The sequence below is a fragment of the Bifidobacteriaceae bacterium genome (assembly GCA_031281585.1).
Classification (GTDB): domain Bacteria; phylum Actinomycetota; class Actinomycetes; order Actinomycetales; family WQXJ01; genus JAIRTF01.
Map to the genome: position 1 here is coordinate 1 of JAITFE010000119.1, position 18,055 is coordinate 18,055.

An 18,055-nucleotide genomic window follows, 5' to 3' on the forward strand; every position below is an offset into this window, starting at 1 on the left:
CACAAAGTAGCTCCGACCGGATTCGAACCGGCGCTACCGCCTTGAGAGGGCGGCGTGCTAGGCCACTACACAACGGAGCCAAAGGCCTGGTCAGCCGTCCAACTGGGAGCCAGTTGAGCACGCTGGGCCAAGCGCTGGGGTACCAGGACTCGAACCTAGACTAAGTGAACCAGAATCACTCGTGCTGCCAATTACACCATACCCCAAGGGTTTTCCGGCCCGCCCGCGAAGGCGGGCCGACCTGCAAGGTTACCGAATCAACTCAGTTCAGGCAAAAGCCGGAGCCGTTCGATCCGCGCGATGGAGCTTTCGCGCCCCAGAATCTCCATCGCCTCGAACAGGGGCGGGGAGACGCGCAGCCCGGTCACAGCCACTCTGAGCGGGGCGAACGCGTCGCGCGGCTTCACGCCCAGGCGCTCGACCAGGCCCACGTTCAAGGCGTCACGGATGGACTCTGCGGTCCACTCGCCGAGGGGCCGCAAGGCCCCCAGCGCCGCCTCCAGCAAGCTCCTGGCGTTCGGGGCGAGCCGCCCCAAGGCGTCGGGTTCGACAACCACGGCGTCGTCCGGCGCGAAGAAGAATCCCAGCTTCCCCGGGGCCTCCCCCAGCAGCGTCATCCGCTCTTGGACCAGCGGGGCGGCGGCGGTCAGGACGGCTTGCTCGCGCGCGGACAACTCGTCAAAAGACGGCGCCGAGACCAGGGACGCCAGGCGCAGATACGGCACCAGGCGGTCCCGGAACTCCAAAACGGGCAGGAGCCGCATGTGCGCGGCGTTGATCGCCTCCGCCTTCTTCAGGTCGAACCGGGCCGGGTTGGGGCTGACGGACGCCACGTCGAAGGCCTGGACCAACTCGGCGACGGAGAACACGTCCCGGTCCGGCGCGATCGACCAGCCGAGCAGCGCCAGGTAATTGACCAGCCCCTCCGGCAGGAACCCCCGGTCGCGGTGGTGGAACAGGTTGGATTCGGGGTCGCGTTTCGACAGCTTCTTGTTGCCCTGCCCCATGACGTAGGGCAGATGGCCAAAGCGCGGCACGCCGTCAGCCAGGCCCAACTCCGTCAAAGCCCGGTACAACACGATCTGCCTGGGCGTGGAGGACAGCAGGTCCTCCCCCCGCAGCACGTGGGTGATGCGCATCAAGGCGTCGTCCACCGGGTTCGTCAGCGTGTACAGCGGCTGCCCGCCCGCCCTGGTGATCGCGAAGTCCGGCACGGAGCCCGCGCGGAAGACCACCTCCCCGCGCACCAGGTCCTCGAACCGGATGTCCTCGTCCGGCATCCGCATCCGGAGCACGGGACGGCGCCCCTCGGCCAGGTACGCCGAGCGCTGCGCGTCCGTCAGCGTCCGGTCGAACCCGTCGTAGCCCTCCTTGGCCGACCGCCCCGCCGCGACGTGCCGCGCCTCGACCTCCTGAGGGGTGGAGAAGGATTCGTAGGCGAACCCCTCCTCGACCAGCCGCTTGGCCACCATGGCGTAGACGTCCATCCGCTCCGACTGCCGGTACGGGCCGTACGGCCCGCCCACCTCGACGCCCTCGTCCCAGTCAAGCCCCAGCCAGCGCAGCGCGTCCAGGAGTTGCAGGTAGGACTCCTCGGAGTCCCGCGCGGGGTCCGTGTCCTCGATCCGGAACACGAACGTGGCGCCCGTGTGGCGGGCGTAAGCCCAGTTGAACAAGGCCGTGCGGACCATGCCGACGTGCGGCACCCCGGTCGGCGAGGGGCAGAAGCGCAAACGCATTGGTGAAGTCATAGCCAAGCCAACCTACCGCCTGACGACCGGGTTGGTGATCGCGCCGAGCCCGCCGACCTCGCACGTGACCCGCTCCCCCGGCTCGATCGGCGAAGCCCCCGCCGGGGAGCCCGTCAAGATCACGTCGCCGGGCAGCAAAGTGCACACCGCCGATGCCGTCGCCACCAGTTCCGCAACCCCCGTCACCAAGTCCGCCGTGGTCCCGTCTTGGCGGGGCTGCCCGTCGATCCACGACCGGACCGCCAAACCCACGGCCGGGTCCAGGTCGGTCTCGATCCAGGGTCCCAGCGGCGTGAAACTGTCGCGGTACTTGCCGAAGAAGCCGCGCGGGTCCGGCCGGACGGCATCGTCGGCTTGGTCGAACCGGTAGCCCACGTCGTTGGCCACGGTGTAGCCCAAAATGACCTTGGCGGCCTGGTCGGCGGGCACGTCCTTGGCGACGCGGGAGATGACGACGGCCAACTCCGCCTCGTGGTAGGCGGGCGCGTCCACGCGCGCGTCCAGCACAATCGGGTCGCCCGGCCCCGCGACGGAGGTGTTGGGCTTCCCGAACCAGATGGGCGTGGGCCGCCTGGGCCCGTCCGCGTAGTTGCGGGCCACGCCGATCACCTTCGAGCGGGGGATGACCGGCGCCAGCAGCCGCACGTCGTCAATGGGATAGGTCTTGCCGGTCGGCGTTATCTCGGTGTAAAGCGGGTCGCCGCCAATCGCGTGGATGACCTCCTCGCCCTCCTCGCCTTGGACAACGCCGTAGAGGGGGTCTTGGTCAAGGGTGAAACGGGCAATGCGCATGGTTTCTAGGTTAAGGCGGAATCGGGCCGTTCCAGGACGGCGGCGATGTCTTTGACCGCCGCAGCCGCGTCCGCACCGTCGATCAGCCGGTGGTCGAAGGTCAACGTCAGCCGGCCGACCGCCCGCTGTTTGATCTTGCCCTTGTGCACCCACGGGCGGGGCCTGACGGCCCCGAGCGCCAGGATCGCCACCTGGCCGGGGACCAGGATGGGGCTGCCGCCGTCCACGCCGAGGGCGCCCACGTTGGTCAGCGTGATGGTGCCGCCGCGCATCGCCTCCGGCGTGGTGGTCCCCGCCCTGGCGGTGGTCGTCAGCTGCCCGATGGCGTCCGCCAGGTCGGGTAGGCGCAGCCGCTCGGCGTCCGCCACGGTGGGTACCAGCAGGCCGCGCGGCGAGTCCACCGCCACACCCAGGTTGACGTAGTGGTGGTAGACGATCTCCCCGGCCGCCTGGTCCCAGCTGGCGTTGATGACCGGATGCCGCGCCGCCGATCTGACCAGCGCGAACGCCGTCAAGGCGAGCAGACTCAGGCCCGTGCGGCGGGCGAATCGGAGCGCCCTGGTGGCGTCCGTCTCAATGAACAGGCTCGCGTGGGGGGCGCTGAACGCGGATTCGACCATGGCGGCGGCGGTGGCGCGCCGCACGGACCGAATCGGTTGGCGGGTCTGGCGCGGACCGGGCTGGGGCGCCGCGCCGCTGCTGGCGGCGGTTCCCGGCCCCGGCCGAACGCCTTCGCGCGTGGCCGTCTCGGCGGCCACGCGCCCAACTTGGTCGGCGCGCCCGCGCACAGGCTGAACACCTTCGCGGGCCGCCGTTCCGCCGGGGCCGCGCCCGGCTTCGTCGCCGCTCCCGCGCCCGGCCGCGCGCCGCACGTCCTCGCGGGTGACGGTTTGGCCCGGTCCGGTCGGGGCGACCGCCTCCAGTCCGATGCCGAGTTGCCGCGCCAGCGCCCGCACCGGCGGTTTGGCCTTGACTCGCCTGGGCGGCCCGGCCGGACCGTACCCCACCAGCGGCCGGTCTAGCGGGTCGGCGGGGCCTTGGCCGAACCCCGCCCGCGCCGTGGCCGGTCGAGCGTCCCCGTGACCCGGCCCCGCACCGGCCGAGGCCGGATCGGCCGGGTTGGGGTCGGCCGCTGCGAGGACTGACTCCGTGGCGGCCGAGGGCGGCACGGCTGCCTTGGGGCCCGGCCCCGCAGCGGCCGAGCTGGGGGCACCCGCGGGTTTGATGACCAGGATCGGGTCGCCGACCGGCACCAGCGCGCCTTCGGCGGCCGTGATCGACTCGACCGTGCCCTCGAACGGCGAGGGCAATTCCACCACCGACTTGGCCGTCTCGATCTCCACGACCGGCTGGTTGACGGCGACCTGGTCGCCGGGGGCGACCAGCCAGCGGATGATCTCCGCCTCGGTCAGGCCCTCGCCGGGGTCCGGCAGGCGAAAAGTCAGGACAGACGTGTTCATGTGCTTCCTCGGGGTCAGAAGTCCAGCGCCCGGCGGACGGCGGCGACAATACGCTCCGGTCCCGGCAGGTAGTCGTGCTCAATCAACGCGGGCGGGTACGGCAAGTGGTAGCCGCCCACCCGCAGGACCGGCGCCTCCAGCAGATAGAAGCACCGCTCGGTGACACGGGCCGCGATCTCCGCCCCCGCGCCGAAGAAAACCGGGGCCTCGTGGACCACCACCAGCCGCCCGGTCCTGGCCACCGACTCCGCGATCGCGTCGAAGTCGATTGGGCTGATCGCCCTGAGATCCAGGACCTCGGACTCGACGCCGTCTTCCGCCAGCCGCTCGGCCGCCGCCAACGCCTGCGGCACCGACGGCCCGTACGCCGCCAAGGTGACCTGGCCGCCGCCGGTTTCGCCCGCGCGCCGCGCGACGCGCGCCCGGTTCAGGACCGACAGGTCGGGCGCCGCCCCGTCCGGCGGTTCGGCCACTTGCCCCTTTGACCAGTACAGCCCTTTCGGCTCGAAGACGATCACCGGGTCGGGACAGGCGATCGCCGCCCGGGTGATGTCATACGCGTCCTGCGAGTTCGAGGGGCTGACCAACCTCAGCCCGGCGGTGTGCGCGAACAGCGCCTCCGGGGATTCGGAATGGTGCTCAACGGCCCCGATCCGCCCGCCGTAGGGGATTCTGATGGTGACGGGAAGGCTCAGCCGCCCGCCCGAACGGGCCCGCAACTTGGCCAACTGGGTTGTGATCTGGCTGAACGCGGGGAAGACGAAGCCGTCGAATTGGATTTCGCAAACGGGCCGGTAGCCGCGCAGGGCCAACCCGATCGCGGTCCCCACAATCCCGGCCTCCCCCAACGGGGTGTCCCGCACGCGGTCCGTCCCGAACCGCTCGCGCAGTCCGGCCGTGACCCGGAAAACCCCGCCCAGGGCGCCCACGTCCTCCCCCATGACCAGGACTTTCTCATCGGCCGCCAGTTCCGCCGCGAGCGCCTGGTTGATCGCCTGGCCCAGGCCCACTTGGGCGGCCGGGGCCGCCGCCTCCGCGCCGGTCGGCGCGAACACCGCCGCGGTCATGCGGGCACCCCCCGCAGGCCGGCAACCGCCCCAAGCTCTCGGCCGGCCGGGCCGCTGTCCGCCGGTCCCCCCGCGCGCAAGGCCCCTTTGGCCCGCGCGAACACCGCCGTGGTCATCGCCCGGCCACCCCCGCGCGCTCCTCGGCGACCAGGGAGTGCTCCGTGCCGTACACCCAGTCGAAGCACGTGCTCAAGTCCGGCGGCTCTATGCCGAGGCAGGACCGGCGGGATTCGGCGGCCAAGGCCGCCGCGGCGGAGTCGACCTCCGCGAAAAAGTCCGCGTCCGCCTGGCCGTCCTCCTCAAGGCCCGCGCGCAGGCGCGGAATGGGGTCCCGCGCCATCCAACTGGCCTCCTCCTCGGCGGGCCGGTAGCGCGACGGGTCGTCGGAGGTCGTGTGCGGCCCCAGCCGGTAAGTTAACGCTTCGATCAATTGTGGCCCCTGACCAGCCTTTATGCGTCCCAGCGCGGCGGCGGTGGCCGCCCAGCAAGCGTCCGCGTCGTTCCCGTCCACCGCCACGCCGGGAACGCCGAAGCCCTCCCCGCGCCGCGCCAGGGCCACCCGCGCCTGGGTCCGGGTGGGCGTGGAGATGGCCCAGCCGTTGTTTTGAACGAAGAACAAAACCGGCGCCGCGCACGATGCCGCCCACACCAACGCCTCGCTAACCTCTCCTTGGGAGGTCGCGCCGTCGCCCAGATAAACCACCACCGCCCCGGCGGCGCCGTCGAGCGCCAAGCCCATGGCGTAGCCCACGGCGGGCAGGGTTTGCGCGCCCACCACCAGCGTGTACAGGTGCACCCGGTGGGCTTCGGAGTCCCAGCCGCCGTTGTCGGCGCCCCGGAAAAGCGGCAGCAACTGTTTGAGGTCCACGCCCCGGCTTTGGAGCACGCCGTGCTCGCGGTAGGACGGAAACACCCAGTCTTCCTCGCCAAGCGCGTGGGCGGAGCCGACCTGCGCCGCCTCCTGGCCCAGCGAAGGTGCCCACAACGCCAGTTCGCCCTGCCGCTGAAGCGCCGTCGCCGCCTGGTCGAAGGCCCTGGTCAGGACCATGTCCCGGTAGATCGCCCGGCGGACGGCCGGCTCCGGGCGGATCGCGGGCGGGGTCTCGTCGCCAGCCGGCGGGGCTGGCACGGGGGAAGGTGACGGGGCGAGAGCGGTCGGCATCGGCGGCCTCCTAAGGCAGGCGGACAGGAACTTACGTCAGCGTAAGCTACGGTCCCGTAACTTCGTGGCGGGGCCGCGCACAACGCTGGTCGCGCGGCTTTGTCCACCGGGCACAAGCCCCGTGCGGGGCGCGGCGGCCCGTCCAGCCACGTCCCCTCCCCGGTGACAGGTTTACAAGCCCCGTGCGGGGCGCGGCCGCACCCACGCGAGCGGAACGGGCCAAGCGCCCCCACTCCAGCGAGGATGGCCTTGGCCGGTTCGCCGGACGCCTGCCCTGGCGGGCGGGCCGGACGCCTGGGCGGGGGTTCCGTCAGCCGATGGGCCGCAACTCGTCGCCGACGCGCAACCACAACCGGCCGCCCGCCAAGAAGAGCGCCTCATCCGCGCCCTGGGCGCCAGGGACGTCAACGCTCCAAAGCTCTTTGGCGTCCTTTTCCAGCGGATAGGCGCGTAGAACGCCGTCCGCGTACAGGTAGAGCGTTTTCGCACCGAGCGCCACGGGCGGCCGGCCTGGCCCCAGCCGCTCCGTCTTGAACTGATACTTCAGGCCGCCCGTGCGGGCCTTGAGGGCGCTGACCTGGCCGTTCTCCGCCGCCACGAAAGCGGTTGAGCCCACCACTCCGACAAACCGGTCGGCCGGGCGCGCCCAAAACACCTTGCCGTCCTTCGGTCTGACGCATTTGACCTCTCCGTCCGCCGCTGCGAACAGCCACTCGCCGCCGTGGGCGAGCAGCGGCGGAGACGCAAAGTCGACGCTCACTTCCCAGAGGTCCTGGCCGTTCGCCGTGTCCACCCCCATGACGCGGGTCGGCCCCGCGCCGCCGGACACGCGGACAACGGTTCCGTCCGGCAAAACGGCGTAGAGCACATCGGCGGAGGCGTCGGCGCCGAAACCCGACTGCGCGCCGGTCTTCCCGTTGGCGTAGCCCGCCTTAGTCGCCACCCACACTTGGCCGTTTAGGGCGGCCAAGACCGGGACCGCCTCGGTCGCCGGGGCCTCCGCGGTCCATTTGTTCTTGGTCAGATCGGCGGCGGCGGCCACCGCAACCTGTTCGCCGTGGCGCAGCGCGACCAGGCTGGCGGCGGCGCCGAGCAGCCCGACGCCCGGCCGCCGCGACAGGACCTCGCCGCCGGCCCCCACCGTCACCACCATGTTCCCCTCTTCGCCCGCAGACGCGACCTCAATGGCGACCACTCCCCCGCCCGCCAGGCTGATTTTCTGCGGAGCGGCCTTCGGATCGCCGGTCAAGTCCGCCAAGTCGAGTTCCCATTTGACCGCGCCCGCAGCCGTGTCGACCGCCATCACCTGGGTCCGGCCGGCCCTGCGGGCGGACACCACCACCAGGCCGACCTCGCCGGCCTGGCTGAGCCCGCCCAAGGCGGGCTCGCGCAGCAGAAACACCTCGGCCGACTCGAGGCCGGCCTCCGCAATGTCGAACGGCTCGCCCAGGGCCGGGGCATGGCCGAAGTCCGGGGCCAGGGCCTCCGCCCGGCGGCCGTTCTGCCCGTGCAGGATCCAAAGGGTCGCGGCGGCGCCCAGCGCCAACACGATCACCAACAAGCTGACCAGCACGCCCGCGCCCATCCGTTGGACCAGGCCGCGTCGGCCTTGGGGCTGTTCCGCAGGGTCCCGCAGTTCGATCCGGCCCAGCGGCACGGCTCCCAACGATTGCCGCGCCGGCGGGCTGCCCGCCGCCGGCCGCCGGGGTTTGGCCGAGGGCATCAATTCGGCCGGCATTTCCTGGATGGGACTGGGATGATGCGTCATCGGCTCGAATCGCGGCGCCGCCTCTTGCCGTTGCGGCGCGCGGGGCGGCGCGCTTTGACCGGGCATGAGCTCTTGCGGCATGGGCGCAATGGCCCGCGGTTCGGCCCACCGGGTGGCCTGATCCTCCGCCGGCGGTCGCGGAACCGCCTCACGGCGGGCTGGCGGGGCCGGCGCGGAAGGCGCGGCGTGGTCGCGCGCCGGGGCCCGGTGCGGCAACGGTGGCGCGGGTTCGACCGCGGCGACGGGGCGGAAGGTCTGATCGGCCGGATCGTGGGCGATTCGCTCCCGGCCCGCGGCGGCTCCCCTGACGGCGGCGGCGGCGTGGGCCACCGCGGCGGCCCTGGCCACCGCGTCGCCAACGGGCATGACTTTGGCGCGCGGGATTTTCGCGGCAATGCCGGTGCTCCCGGCACGGTTGGGCGCGTCCAGCGGCCCGCTCGCTAATTCGCGCGAAGCAGGCGGGACCTGGGGTTGGTCAGGCATGCGATCTGGCTTTCAGGGTTGGGCAGGCGCCAGACTGGTCCGGCCAGCCGGACGCCACATGGCGTTGGGACCATTCAACCAGCTATCGGAGCCGCCCAGGCGCCAAGTTAGCGGACTTCACCCACCGCAACGGGCACAAAACGGGGACGGTACCTATTTCCGGTAATGGGGACGGTACCTATTCCAGCCTCTCTCAGAAGCGCACCAGGGCCTCGACGTGCGGCATCACGAAGAGGGCGCCCGGATGGCGGGCCCATTCCATGAGGCCGGTGGCGGTCCTGGTCAGCGAGGTCTGGTCGGCCACGCCAAGGCCCGCCGCCAAGTCGACGAAGCGGCGCTCCGTCAAACGCTCGGCCCAACTCGCGGCCACCTCCGCCGCCGACTCGTAGCCCGGATAGGTCCAGGCCGAGCCGCTGATCGTGGCCTGACCAGCCAGGCCGGCCTCATCCAACCAGGCCACCAGGCGGCGGCCGGCGTCCACTTCCGTTCCGCCGGCCCGTGCTATCAGCTGATACGCCTCCCGCCATGATTCCCAGGCTGTCGCCTCGGGATACCAGAAGGCGGCACCGTAATCGCCTTCCCTGAGGGACAGCCAGCCGCCGGGCCGCACCAGAAGCGCCAGGTTCCGAATCGCCATGACCGGATCCGGCAAGTGGTGGAGAACCTGGTGAACGTGAACCAGGTCGAAGCTGCGGGCGGGGTGGCCCAAAGAATAGACGTCCCCGACCTCAAACGTCAGGTTGCCGGGGCGGTCGGGTTCCGCCTGGGCTTGGAGGACGGCATCGGCGGAAGCGTCCACGCCGATCACCTCCCCGGGCGCCACCCGTGCCGCCAAGTCGCGGGTCAGAGTGCCGGACGCCGACCCGAGGTCCAGCACCCGGAGGCCCGGTCGCAGCACCCCGGCCACATGGCCGGCCGAATTGGCGACATTTCGGCGGGCGTGCGCTTTCGTGGCGCCCGACCCGTGCCCGTGGATGTATTCGCTCACAACGGCCACCTTACTAAGCCAAGGCGTGTCCAGCCTTGGGGACGGTCCCTTTCGTCTAAGACGGCGGAGACACACGTCGATCGGAGCGCGACGGGCGGCCTAGGACTCTAGGGTTGAGGGCGTGCTGATTGAGCGTCTGGGGTTCGCGCCTGGCGAAGGGGCGGCCGCCGCCGCGACCGCCGAGGCCTTTGACGCCTTCACCGAGTGGGCCGGCGAGCAGGGGCTGGAGTTGTACCCGCACCAGGAGGACGCCCTGTTAGCCCTGGCCGCCGGGGAACACGTCATCTTGGGGACGCCCACCGGTTCCGGGAAATCGCTGGTCGCGGCCGGGGCGCTGGCATTCGGGCTGGCGAGGGGACGGCGCGGGGTTTACACGGCGCCCGTCAAGGCGCTGGTGAGCGAGAAGTTCTTCGACCTGATCGGGCTGTTCGGCACGGCCAACGTGGGGTTGATGACGGGAGACGCGGCCGTCAACACCGACGCGCCGATCATCTGCTGCACGGCCGAGGTGCTGGCGAACCAGGCGCTGCGCCACGGCGCCCGAACCCCCTTCGACGTGGTCGTGATGGACGAGTTCCACTTCTACGGCGACCCCGACCGGGGCTGGGCCTGGCAGGTGCCGCTCCTGGAAATGCCCCGCGCGCAGTTCCTGGCCATGAGCGCCACCCTGGGCAACGTGGACCACTTGGCCGCCGACCTGGAACGCAGGACGAACCGCCCCGTCACGGTCATCGCCGACGCGCCCCGGCCGGTGCCCCTCGAGTTCTCCTATGAGGTCATCCCCCTCCCGAACCTGATCACCGGCCTGGTCAAGGGCGGCCTGACCCCCGCCTACGTGGTCCAGTTCACCCAACGCGAAGCCGTGGAACTGGCGGGGAAGCTCGCCGCGCTGCCCCTCGCGGACCGGCAGCGGCTCCAGGACCTGAAAGACGGCATCGGCGACTTCAAGTTCGGGCCCGGCTTTGGCGCCACCTTGTCGAAACTCCTGCGCAAAGGCGTTGGCGTGCACCACGCCGGAATGCTTCCCATGTACCGGCGGCTGGTCGAGCGCCTGGCGGGCGAGGGGCTGCTGGCCGTTGTCTCCGGCACCGACACGCTCGGGGTCGGGATCAACCTGCCCATCAAGACGGTGGTGCTGACGTCGCTGGTCAAGTTCGACGGGCGCCGCGTCCGGCGGATCAACGCCCGCGAGTTCCACCAAATCGCGGGACGGGCGGGACGCGCCGGCTTCGACCAGATAGGCCACGTGGTGGTCCAGGCGCCCGAAGACGCGATCGAGCGGGCGCAGGCGGCGGCCAAGGCGGAAGCCCGCGCGTTGGCGGGCAAGCGGCCCGCCAAGCCCGTCTCCCACAGCGGCGAGAAGGGCAAAATCTCCTGGTCCAAGGACACGTTCGAGAAACTGATCGGCTCCGCCCCGGAACCGCTGACGCCGCGCCTGAAGGTCACGCACGCCATGATCCTGGAACTGCTGGCCCGCGAGGACGACCCGGTGGCGGCCGGCTACCGCCTGCTGACCGACAACCACCAGCCGGTCCGGCCCCGCAACCTGTTGATCCGCCAAGCCTGCCGGATCTACCACTCCCTGAAAGCGGCGGGCGTGGTGGAGCACACTCCGGGGCACGTCGCCCTGGCGGTGGAGTTGCCGGAGGACTTCGCCCTCAACCAGCCGTTGACGCCTTTCGCCCTGGCCGCCTGCGAATTGCTGGACCCGGCCTCCGAAACCTACGAACTCGACCTGGGCTCAGTCTTCGAGGCCACCCTGGAGCCGCCCGCAGCCGTGTTGATCGCCCAGGAGAAAGCCGCCAAGACCGAGGCGCTGGCGCGGATGAAAGCCGAAGGCTGGGACTACTTCGACCGCATGAACGCCCTTGACGGCGTGACCTACCCCAAGGCGCTGGAAGAGTTCTTGGGCGCGGCCCTGGCCATGTACCGGCGGGGCCACCCGTGGGTTGACGACTTCGACCTGACGCCCAAGTCGATTGTGCGCGAAATGCGCGAACACGCCCAGACTTTCCCCGAATTCGTGTCCCGGTACGGCATAGCGAGCGCCGAAGGCGTGCTGTTGCGCTACCTGAGCGACGCGTACAAGGCGTTGACCCGCTCCGCGCCGCCCGCCGCGCGGGACCGTCTGACTGAGATTACCGACTGGTTAGGGGATACTATCCGGGGCGTTGATTCGAGCCTGATCGAGGAATGGGAGGAGTTGAACGCGCTTGGCCAGTGACCAGACTGACCAGATTGACCAGACGGGGCGCGCCGGCACGGGGCCGCTCGGCGGGCCGGGCACCGGATCGCCGGGACGGAAGGCGACCCCGGCGCTGACCGTGCTGGAGCAAGCGGGCATCCCCTACACCCTTGAGACCTTCCAATCCGACCGGGTTTCGACCGCGCTGGGCGAGGGCTACGGCTTGGCCGCGGCCAGGGCCCTGCGGGCCGACCCGGACACCGTGTTCAAGACCCTGATGGTCAAGGTGGACGGCGACCTGTGGTGCGCCGTCATCCCGGTCAGTCGCCACCTGGATTTCAAAGCGGTGGCCCGCGCCGCCGGCGGCAAGCGGGCGGCCCTGGCGGCCGTCACCGAAGCCGAGCGCGCCACCGGGTACGTGGTTGGCGGCATCTCGCCCCTCGGCCAGCGGACCCGGCACCCCACGTTGATCGACTCATCCGCCCAGCGGCTCGACCAGATCATGGTCTCCGCAGGCGGGCGCGGCATGGACATCAAGCTGAACCCCCGCGATTTGGCCCGCCTGGCCGGCGCGGCCTTCGCCCCCATCGGCCGGCTGTGACGCCAGGCTGGCATGATGGGCTCATGACCATCAGCCCGACGGCCCGCCTGGCCGAACTCGGCATTGCCCTCCCCCCTCCGGCCACGCCGCTGGCCGCCTATCTGCCCGTCCGCGTCTCCGAACGCTCCGCCTGGGTTTCCGGCCAGGGCCCCGTCAAAGACGGCGCCAGCGTTTGGACCGGCCGGCTTGGCGACAGCCTGACCGTGGAGCAGGGGTCCGATGCCGCTCGACTCGCCGCCGTCAACGTCCTCGCCGCGCTTCAGGGCGCCTTGGGCTCTCTGGACCGGGTTGACCACTTTGAGCGGGTCGCGGTGATGGTGGCCTCGACGCCGGACTTCGCCGACCATCCCGCCGTCGCCAACGGCGCCTCGAACCTGTTCGCGGAGGTCTTCGGCGAGGCGGGCAGGCACGCCCGCGCGGCCTTCGGCGTGGCGGCGCTGCCGCTGGGCTGGCCCGTCGAGGTAGAGGCCCAAGTGGCGCTCAAGCCCTGAAACGCCCTGGAACGCCTTGGGGCGGCCGCAGTCAGGCCTGGTCGGCTTTCTCCTGAAGCTCTTGGCGTTCCCGCTTTTCCTGGCGGCGGCGCCACCGGATTCCGGCGTCGATGAAACCGTCGAGGTCGCCGTCGAAGACGGCCGCCGTGTTGCCGACCTCGTGGTCGGTGCGCAGGTCTTTGACCATCTGATACGGGTGCAGAACGTAGGAGCGCATTTGGTCGCCCCAGGACGCCTTGATGTCCCCCGCCAATTCCTTCTTCTTCGCCGCCTCCTCGGCCTTGCGCAGAACCAGCAAGCGCGATTGGAGCACGCGGTAGGCGGCCGCGCGGTTCTGGATTTGGGACTTCTCGTCCTGCATTGAGACCACAATCCCGGTCGGCAGGTGGGTCATGCGCACCGCCGAATCAGTGGTGTTGACGGACTGGCCGCCCGGACCGGAGGAGCGGAACACGTCGACCTTGATGTCGGATTCGGGGATGTCGATGTGGTCGGTGTCCTCAATCAATGGGATCACCTCGACGGCGGCAAAGGAGGTGTGGCGGCGCCCCTGGTTGTCGAAGGGGGAAATGCGCACCAGGCGGTGGGTGCCGCCCTCCACGGACAGGTTGCCGTAGGCGTACGGCGCGGAGACCTCGAAGGTGACTGATTTGAGGCCGGCCTCCTCGGCGTAGGAGGTGTCCAGCACCTTGACTGGGTAAGCGTGACGCTCGGCCCAGCGCAGGTACATTCGCAGCAGCATTTCCGCGAAGTCGGCGGCGTCCACGCCGCCCGCGCCGGAGCGGATCGTCACCACCGCGAAGCGCTCGTCGTACTCGCCGTTCAGCAGGGTCCTGATCTCCATGTCCGCGAGCGCGGCGCGCGCGCCCGCCAACTCCTGGCGGACCTCCTCCATGGCCTCCGAATCCTCGCCCTCCTCGGCCATTTGGAACAGCACGCCCAAGTCGTCCAGCCGCTGACCCATCGCCTCCAGCTTCTCCAACTCGCCTTGGGCGTGCGACAGCCGCGAGGTCTTGACTTGGGCCCGCCCCGGGTCGTCCCACAGCCCGGGTTCGGCGACCTCGTCAGACAAGCGGGCTATTCTGGCGCGCAGCTCTTGGGGGTCGCTGACCCGCTCAATCGACTCGAAAGTGGAGTTGAGCGCGCGCAAGTCGCCCGCAATATCTTCGGTGGCCATGGCTTCCATGGTAGAACCTGCGGCCGCCGGACCAGCCGTCGCCCGACCGGCCGCAGCCGGCCCCGGCCCAGAATCCGCGCGATTGGCGGCCGCCTCCGTCCGGCGGGCGACCTTCGACGGCCCAATCCGGCAATAGGGTGATCTGTGTGAGCGAACACGGGGACCCACGGCCAAGCGGGCGGCTTGCCGCCCGTCCCCAGGCCGCCCGGCCCGCCGTGCCCCGGCCGCGCCGGCTCGGGCCCCGCCACAGCGACCAATCCGGCCGGGCCGGCAAGGCGCGCCGCGCGGACGGGGGGCGCCGCTTGCGATCGCCCACTCCAGCTTTGGTCGCCTTGGGCGCCATCGGGGCCATTTTGTCCTTGGCGGCCGGCCCGTCGGGGCCCGCCGCCCTCTGCGGCCTGTTCTTGGCCGCCGCCACCGTCAGCGCCGCCACCCTCCCGGTCACCAGCGCGACCGTCGCGTGGCTGGCCTGCGCCTGGTCGCTGGTCAACGGCTGGGGCATTGACCTGCCCGTTTACCTGCTGGTAGGGGTGCCGTTGTGGGGCGTGGCCCGGTACTCGTCGACGCGTTGGGTCCTCGCCGCCACCAGCGCCGCCTGCGCGGGAGGCTTGTTGGCGGCCAGTTACGCCATCATGGAGCCCCTGCCAGTGCGCTGGCTGATCGGCCTGTTCCGGCCTTTCGTGTGGGTTTTGACGGTCGCCACCTGGTCGGAGGCGTTGTTGTTGGCCTTCCCGGTCTGGCTGGCCGCCGCCCTCTTCCTGGGACTGGGGCTGCTGTCACGCGGAATGGAGGCCACCCGCCGCTCGCGGGACGCCTGGGAGGCCAGCCAAGCCCGCTCCAAGATGCTGGACGCCCAGAACGAGTTGGCCGAGGAGCGCACCCGGATTTCGCGCGAGATGCATGACATTGTGGGCCATTCGCTCTCGGTCATGATCGCGCAAGCGGACGGGGGCCGCTACGCGGCGGCGGGCGACCCGGCGGCGGCCGTGCGCGCCCTCGAGGCGATCGCCCAAACGGGCCGTGACGCGCTGTCCGACATGCGCGGCATCGTGCGCGTGTTGCGGGAGGGACCCGAAGACCAAACGGTCCAACTCAAGCCGACCGCCCATGTCAAGGACCTTGAGCAACTGGTCGAGGAGACGCGGAAGACGGGCCTGGACGTGACGCTGGTGCGGGTGGGCAGCCCGCGCAACCTGCCGCCGGGCGTGGGCGCCACCCTGTACCGGGTGGCCCAGGAGGCGCTCACCAACACCCTCAAACATGGGGGCCCCAATGTGGCGGTGTCGGTGACGGAACGGTGGGACGACAACCGGGTTTCCATCACCGTCGCGGACGACGGCCGGGGCGCCGCCGCGCAAACGGACGGCGCCGGCCACGGCCTGATCGGCATGCGCGAACGCGCCGAGATGCTGGGCGGCTCCTTCCAGGCGGGCCCCGGTCCGGGCGGCGGTTTCACGGTCAAGGTCTCCGTGCCCATCCCAAGGCTGTCCCCCGCCGAAGGCCCGCCGCCCGCTTGGCCACGTCCCGCCCACGCTCCGGCCCGGCCCGCCATGACCCCGTCAAGCCCAAGAGAGGAAGCAACTCCACATGGAACCTATTCGCGTGCTGGTGGTCGATGACCAGGAACTGGTCCGTTCCGGTTTCGCCATGGTGATCGATTCGCAAAGCGACATGAAGGTGGTAGGGCAGGCGCGGGACGGCCACAGCGCCCTGCGGGCCGCGCTGGACCAGCCGACCGACATTGTGCTGATGGACGTGCGCATGCCGGGGATGGACGGGATAGCCGCCACCGAACAGATCATCAAGTTGGTCAAACCGCCGCCCAAGGTCATCATTCTGACCACGTTCGACCTGGACGAATACCTGATGGCGGCGATCCGCGCCGGGGCCAGCGGCTTCCTCCTCAAGGACACCCCGCCGGACGACATGCTGGCCGCCATCCGCACGGTGCAGGCCGGGGACGCGGTGATCGCGCCGTCGCCGACAAAGCGTCTGATCGCCCAGGTGGCGGCCGCCACCCCGCCGGACCCGCGCGACATTGCCGCCTTCGACGACCTGACGGAACGCGAGGTCGAGGTCCTGGTCCAGATGGCCCAGGGGCTTTCCAACCAGGAGATCGCCGCCGCCCTCCACGTCGCGGAGACCACCGTCAAGACCCACGTGGGGCGCATCTTGATGAAACTGGAGGCCCGCGACCGCGTCCAGGCGGTGGTCGCGGCCTACCGCGGCGGCTTGGTGCAGCGTTATTCGTAGCCACGCCGCCTTTTGCGGGGGCCTTTGGAAGGGCAAGCGCCCCATGCCGTCATCCCCCGGTAGGAGGCAAGGTCCCGACCACGGCACGATCCGCCCGTCAGGCCGAGCCGGTAACTTCTAGGGCATGCAGCAAGAGACTTCCCAACGCGAGGGCCCGGCGGTCGCCGCCCGCGGGCTGACCAAAATCTACGGCGCGGGCGAAGCCCGCGTGTTGGCGCTCGACTCGGTCGACGTCGACTTCGCCGCCCATTGCTTCACCGCCATCATGGGGCCGTCCGGCTCCGGCAAGTCGACGCTGCTGAATCTGCTGGCCGGGCTGGACACGCCGACCAGCGGCTGGGTCCAACTGGGCGGCAAGGTGTTGACCGGGTTGAGCGACAACGTGTTGACCGCCTGGCGGCGGCGGCATGTGGGCTTCGTCTTCCAGAACTTCAATTTGCTGCCCATGTTGACGGCGGCGCAGAACATCCGCCTGCCCCTCGACTTGGCGGGCGAGCCGGTGGACCCGGAGTGGTGGGACACCGTGGTGGACGCTTTGGCGTTGCGGGACCGGCTCAGCCACCGGCCCAGCGAGATGTCGGGCGGCCAGGGCCAGCGGGTGGCCCTCGCCCGCGGCCTGATCACCCGCCCGGACGTGATCTTCGCGGACGAGCCGACCGGCAACCTGGACACCCGCTCCGGTTTCGAGGTGCTGAGCTTCCTGCGCCAGTCGGTGCGGGAGTTGGGGCAGTCCGTGGTGATGGTCACCCACGACCCGGCGGCGGCCGCCTACGCGGAGCGCGTGGTGCTGCTGGCGGACGGGCGCCTGGCGGGCGAAATCCTGCATCCGACCAAGGAGTCGGTGTTGGGCGCGCTGGACGAGTTGACCACGGTCGTCAAGGTCTGAGGCACGGCCATGCTCGGTTTCACTTTGCGGCAACTGCGGATGTCGCTGCGCCAGGTGGCGGGCGGCGCCATGGCGATCGTGGTCGCCACCGGTTTCATCGCGGCGGCCATGGCCGGCTCGGCGGTGATGAACGACACGGTCGACAACATCATGAGGGAGCCGTACGCCGGGGCGGACCTGGTGGTGGGCCGGGCGGATTACTACGACGCCCAATACCTGCCCCCCACGGCCGCCGATGACGTGCTGGCGGATCCGCAGGTGGCCGACGCGTTCCGGTCGGTCGCCATCTCGGGCGAGGCCTCCGCCGACAAGCGGCGCGAATGGGTCATGATGCGGTCCGCCTCCAACGCGCCCGCCTTCGCGGCCTGGCCGGTCGACCAGGGCCGCGAGCCGTCCAAGGCGGGCGAGGCGTCCGTGGCGGCGTCGCTGGCCAAACGCCTGCGTGTGGGCGTCGGCGACCAAATCGACTTGGCGGTCACCGTCTTCGGCGAGCCGGTGGCGACCGACCTGGCGGCGGCCGGCGGCGGGTCGGACGAACCCAGCCTGGCCGGGGAGGCGGACGCCCAGGCGGCGACCGAGTTGACGGCATCGCCGGCTCCTGTCGACGAGGAGGAGGCGGCCGCTGGCCAGGACGAGCCGCCGGTGGAGGAACCCGCGTACGAGGAGCGCGTCACCGCGCTGACGGTGACCGGGCTGTTCGACGATTCGGCGCCGACCTTCCTCACCAGCCGGCCAAACATCCTGACGCCGCCGGAGACGCTGGCGCTGCTCGGAGTGGACCAGGCCAACGCCGACTACTCCGTCCCGGGCGCGTTGTTGATCGACTTGGCGGACGGAGTCGAAGACTCGCCGCAGGTGCGCCAGCAGATCTTCGACACCGTCTCGGCGGCTTGGCAGGGCACCGACTGGGCCGCCGAATGCCCCGGAGGCTTCAAACTGCTGTCCAAAGGCGACCAGTGGCGGGACGGCAACTACGACTTGTGCTCCGTCC

General features: G+C 70.6%; 15 protein-coding genes and 2 tRNA genes. 7 read left to right on the plus strand and 10 right to left on the minus strand.

Features of this window, described 5'->3' with window-relative positions; translation table 11 throughout:
* Window positions 1–7: 7 nt before the first annotated feature.
* From LBC97_12830 to LBC97_12870, 9 genes are all read right to left on the minus strand, one after another.
* Window positions 8–80: transfer RNA gene (locus LBC97_12830), tRNA-Glu, on the minus strand.
* Window positions 81–134: 54 nt separating this feature from the next.
* Window positions 135–206, minus strand: a tRNA-Gln gene (locus tag LBC97_12835).
* A gap of 51 nt (window positions 207–257) precedes the next feature.
* Window positions 258–1,751 carry a glutamate--tRNA ligase gene (gltX, locus tag LBC97_12840; GenBank protein ID MDR2566911.1) on the minus strand — a complete coding sequence of 498 codons (1,494 nt, stop codon included), beginning with the start codon at window positions 1,749–1,751 and terminating at the stop codon, window positions 258–260.
* A gap of 12 nt (window positions 1,752–1,763) precedes the next feature.
* Window positions 1,764–2,543, minus strand: coding sequence for a fumarylacetoacetate hydrolase family protein (locus LBC97_12845; GenBank protein ID MDR2566912.1), 780 nt, complete (start codon window positions 2,541–2,543; stop codon window positions 1,764–1,766).
* A gap of 5 nt (window positions 2,544–2,548) precedes the next feature.
* Window positions 2,549–4,003, minus strand: a complete 1,455-nt coding sequence (locus LBC97_12850; GenBank protein ID MDR2566913.1) for a 2-oxo acid dehydrogenase subunit E2 — start codon at window positions 4,001–4,003, stop codon at window positions 2,549–2,551.
* Between the two features lie 14 nt (window positions 4,004–4,017).
* On the minus strand, window positions 4,018–5,070 hold the full coding sequence (locus tag LBC97_12855) for an alpha-ketoacid dehydrogenase subunit beta (protein MDR2566914.1): 1,053 nt from the start codon (window positions 5,068–5,070) through the stop codon (window positions 4,018–4,020).
* Between the two features lie 112 nt (window positions 5,071–5,182).
* Window positions 5,183–6,232, minus strand: coding sequence for a pyruvate dehydrogenase (acetyl-transferring) E1 component subunit alpha (locus LBC97_12860; GenBank protein ID MDR2566915.1), 1,050 nt, complete (start codon window positions 6,230–6,232; stop codon window positions 5,183–5,185).
* A 310-nt stretch (window positions 6,233–6,542) separates the two neighbouring features.
* Window positions 6,543–8,483, minus strand: a complete 1,941-nt coding sequence (locus tag LBC97_12865; protein MDR2566916.1) for a PQQ-binding-like beta-propeller repeat protein — start codon at window positions 8,481–8,483, stop codon at window positions 6,543–6,545.
* 193 nt (window positions 8,484–8,676) lie between these two features.
* On the minus strand, window positions 8,677–9,471 hold the full coding sequence (locus LBC97_12870; GenBank protein ID MDR2566917.1) for a class I SAM-dependent methyltransferase: 795 nt from the start codon (window positions 9,469–9,471) through the stop codon (window positions 8,677–8,679).
* A gap of 121 nt (window positions 9,472–9,592) precedes the next feature.
* Between LBC97_12870 and LBC97_12875 the strand changes: the two genes are divergently transcribed.
* From LBC97_12875 to LBC97_12885, 3 genes are read left to right on the plus strand one after another with little or no spacing between them, the layout of a single operon-like run.
* A complete protein-coding gene (locus tag LBC97_12875) occupies window positions 9,593–11,695 on the plus strand; it encodes a DUF3516 domain-containing protein (protein ID MDR2566918.1) in 2,103 nt (700 codons plus the stop codon).
* Window positions 11,685–12,257 (plus strand): Cys-tRNA(Pro) deacylase, encoded by a 573-nt coding sequence (gene ybaK / locus LBC97_12880; GenBank protein MDR2566919.1) that lies wholly within the window; start codon window positions 11,685–11,687, stop codon window positions 12,255–12,257. The genes LBC97_12875 and ybaK overlap by 11 nt, the downstream gene beginning before the upstream one ends.
* A gap of 23 nt (window positions 12,258–12,280) precedes the next feature.
* Entirely contained in the window at window positions 12,281–12,748 is a 468-nt protein-coding gene (locus tag LBC97_12885) for a RidA family protein (GenBank protein ID MDR2566920.1), read from the plus strand.
* Window positions 12,749–12,779: 31 nt separating this feature from the next.
* On the opposite strand, the gene prfB is transcribed toward LBC97_12885, so the two are convergent.
* On the minus strand, window positions 12,780–13,925 hold the full coding sequence (gene prfB / locus LBC97_12890; protein MDR2566921.1) for a peptide chain release factor 2: 1,146 nt from the start codon (window positions 13,923–13,925) through the stop codon (window positions 12,780–12,782).
* A 323-nt stretch (window positions 13,926–14,248) separates the two neighbouring features.
* Between prfB and LBC97_12895 the strand changes: the two genes are divergently transcribed.
* The 4 genes from LBC97_12895 to LBC97_12910 all read left to right on the plus strand — a co-directional run.
* A complete protein-coding gene (locus tag LBC97_12895) occupies window positions 14,249–15,544 on the plus strand; it encodes a sensor histidine kinase (GenBank protein ID MDR2566922.1) in 1,296 nt (431 codons plus the stop codon).
* On the plus strand, window positions 15,513–16,178 hold the full coding sequence (locus LBC97_12900; GenBank protein ID MDR2566923.1) for a response regulator transcription factor: 666 nt from the start codon (window positions 15,513–15,515) through the stop codon (window positions 16,176–16,178). Before LBC97_12895 ends, LBC97_12900 begins: the two co-directional genes overlap by 32 nt.
* Window positions 16,179–16,302: 124 nt before the next feature.
* Window positions 16,303–17,064 (plus strand): ABC transporter ATP-binding protein, encoded by a 762-nt coding sequence (locus tag LBC97_12905; GenBank protein ID MDR2566924.1) that lies wholly within the window; start codon window positions 16,303–16,305, stop codon window positions 17,062–17,064.
* Between the two features lie 9 nt (window positions 17,065–17,073).
* On the plus strand, window positions 17,074–18,055 hold a 982-nt coding region (locus tag LBC97_12910; protein ID MDR2566925.1), incomplete at its 3' end, for a hypothetical protein.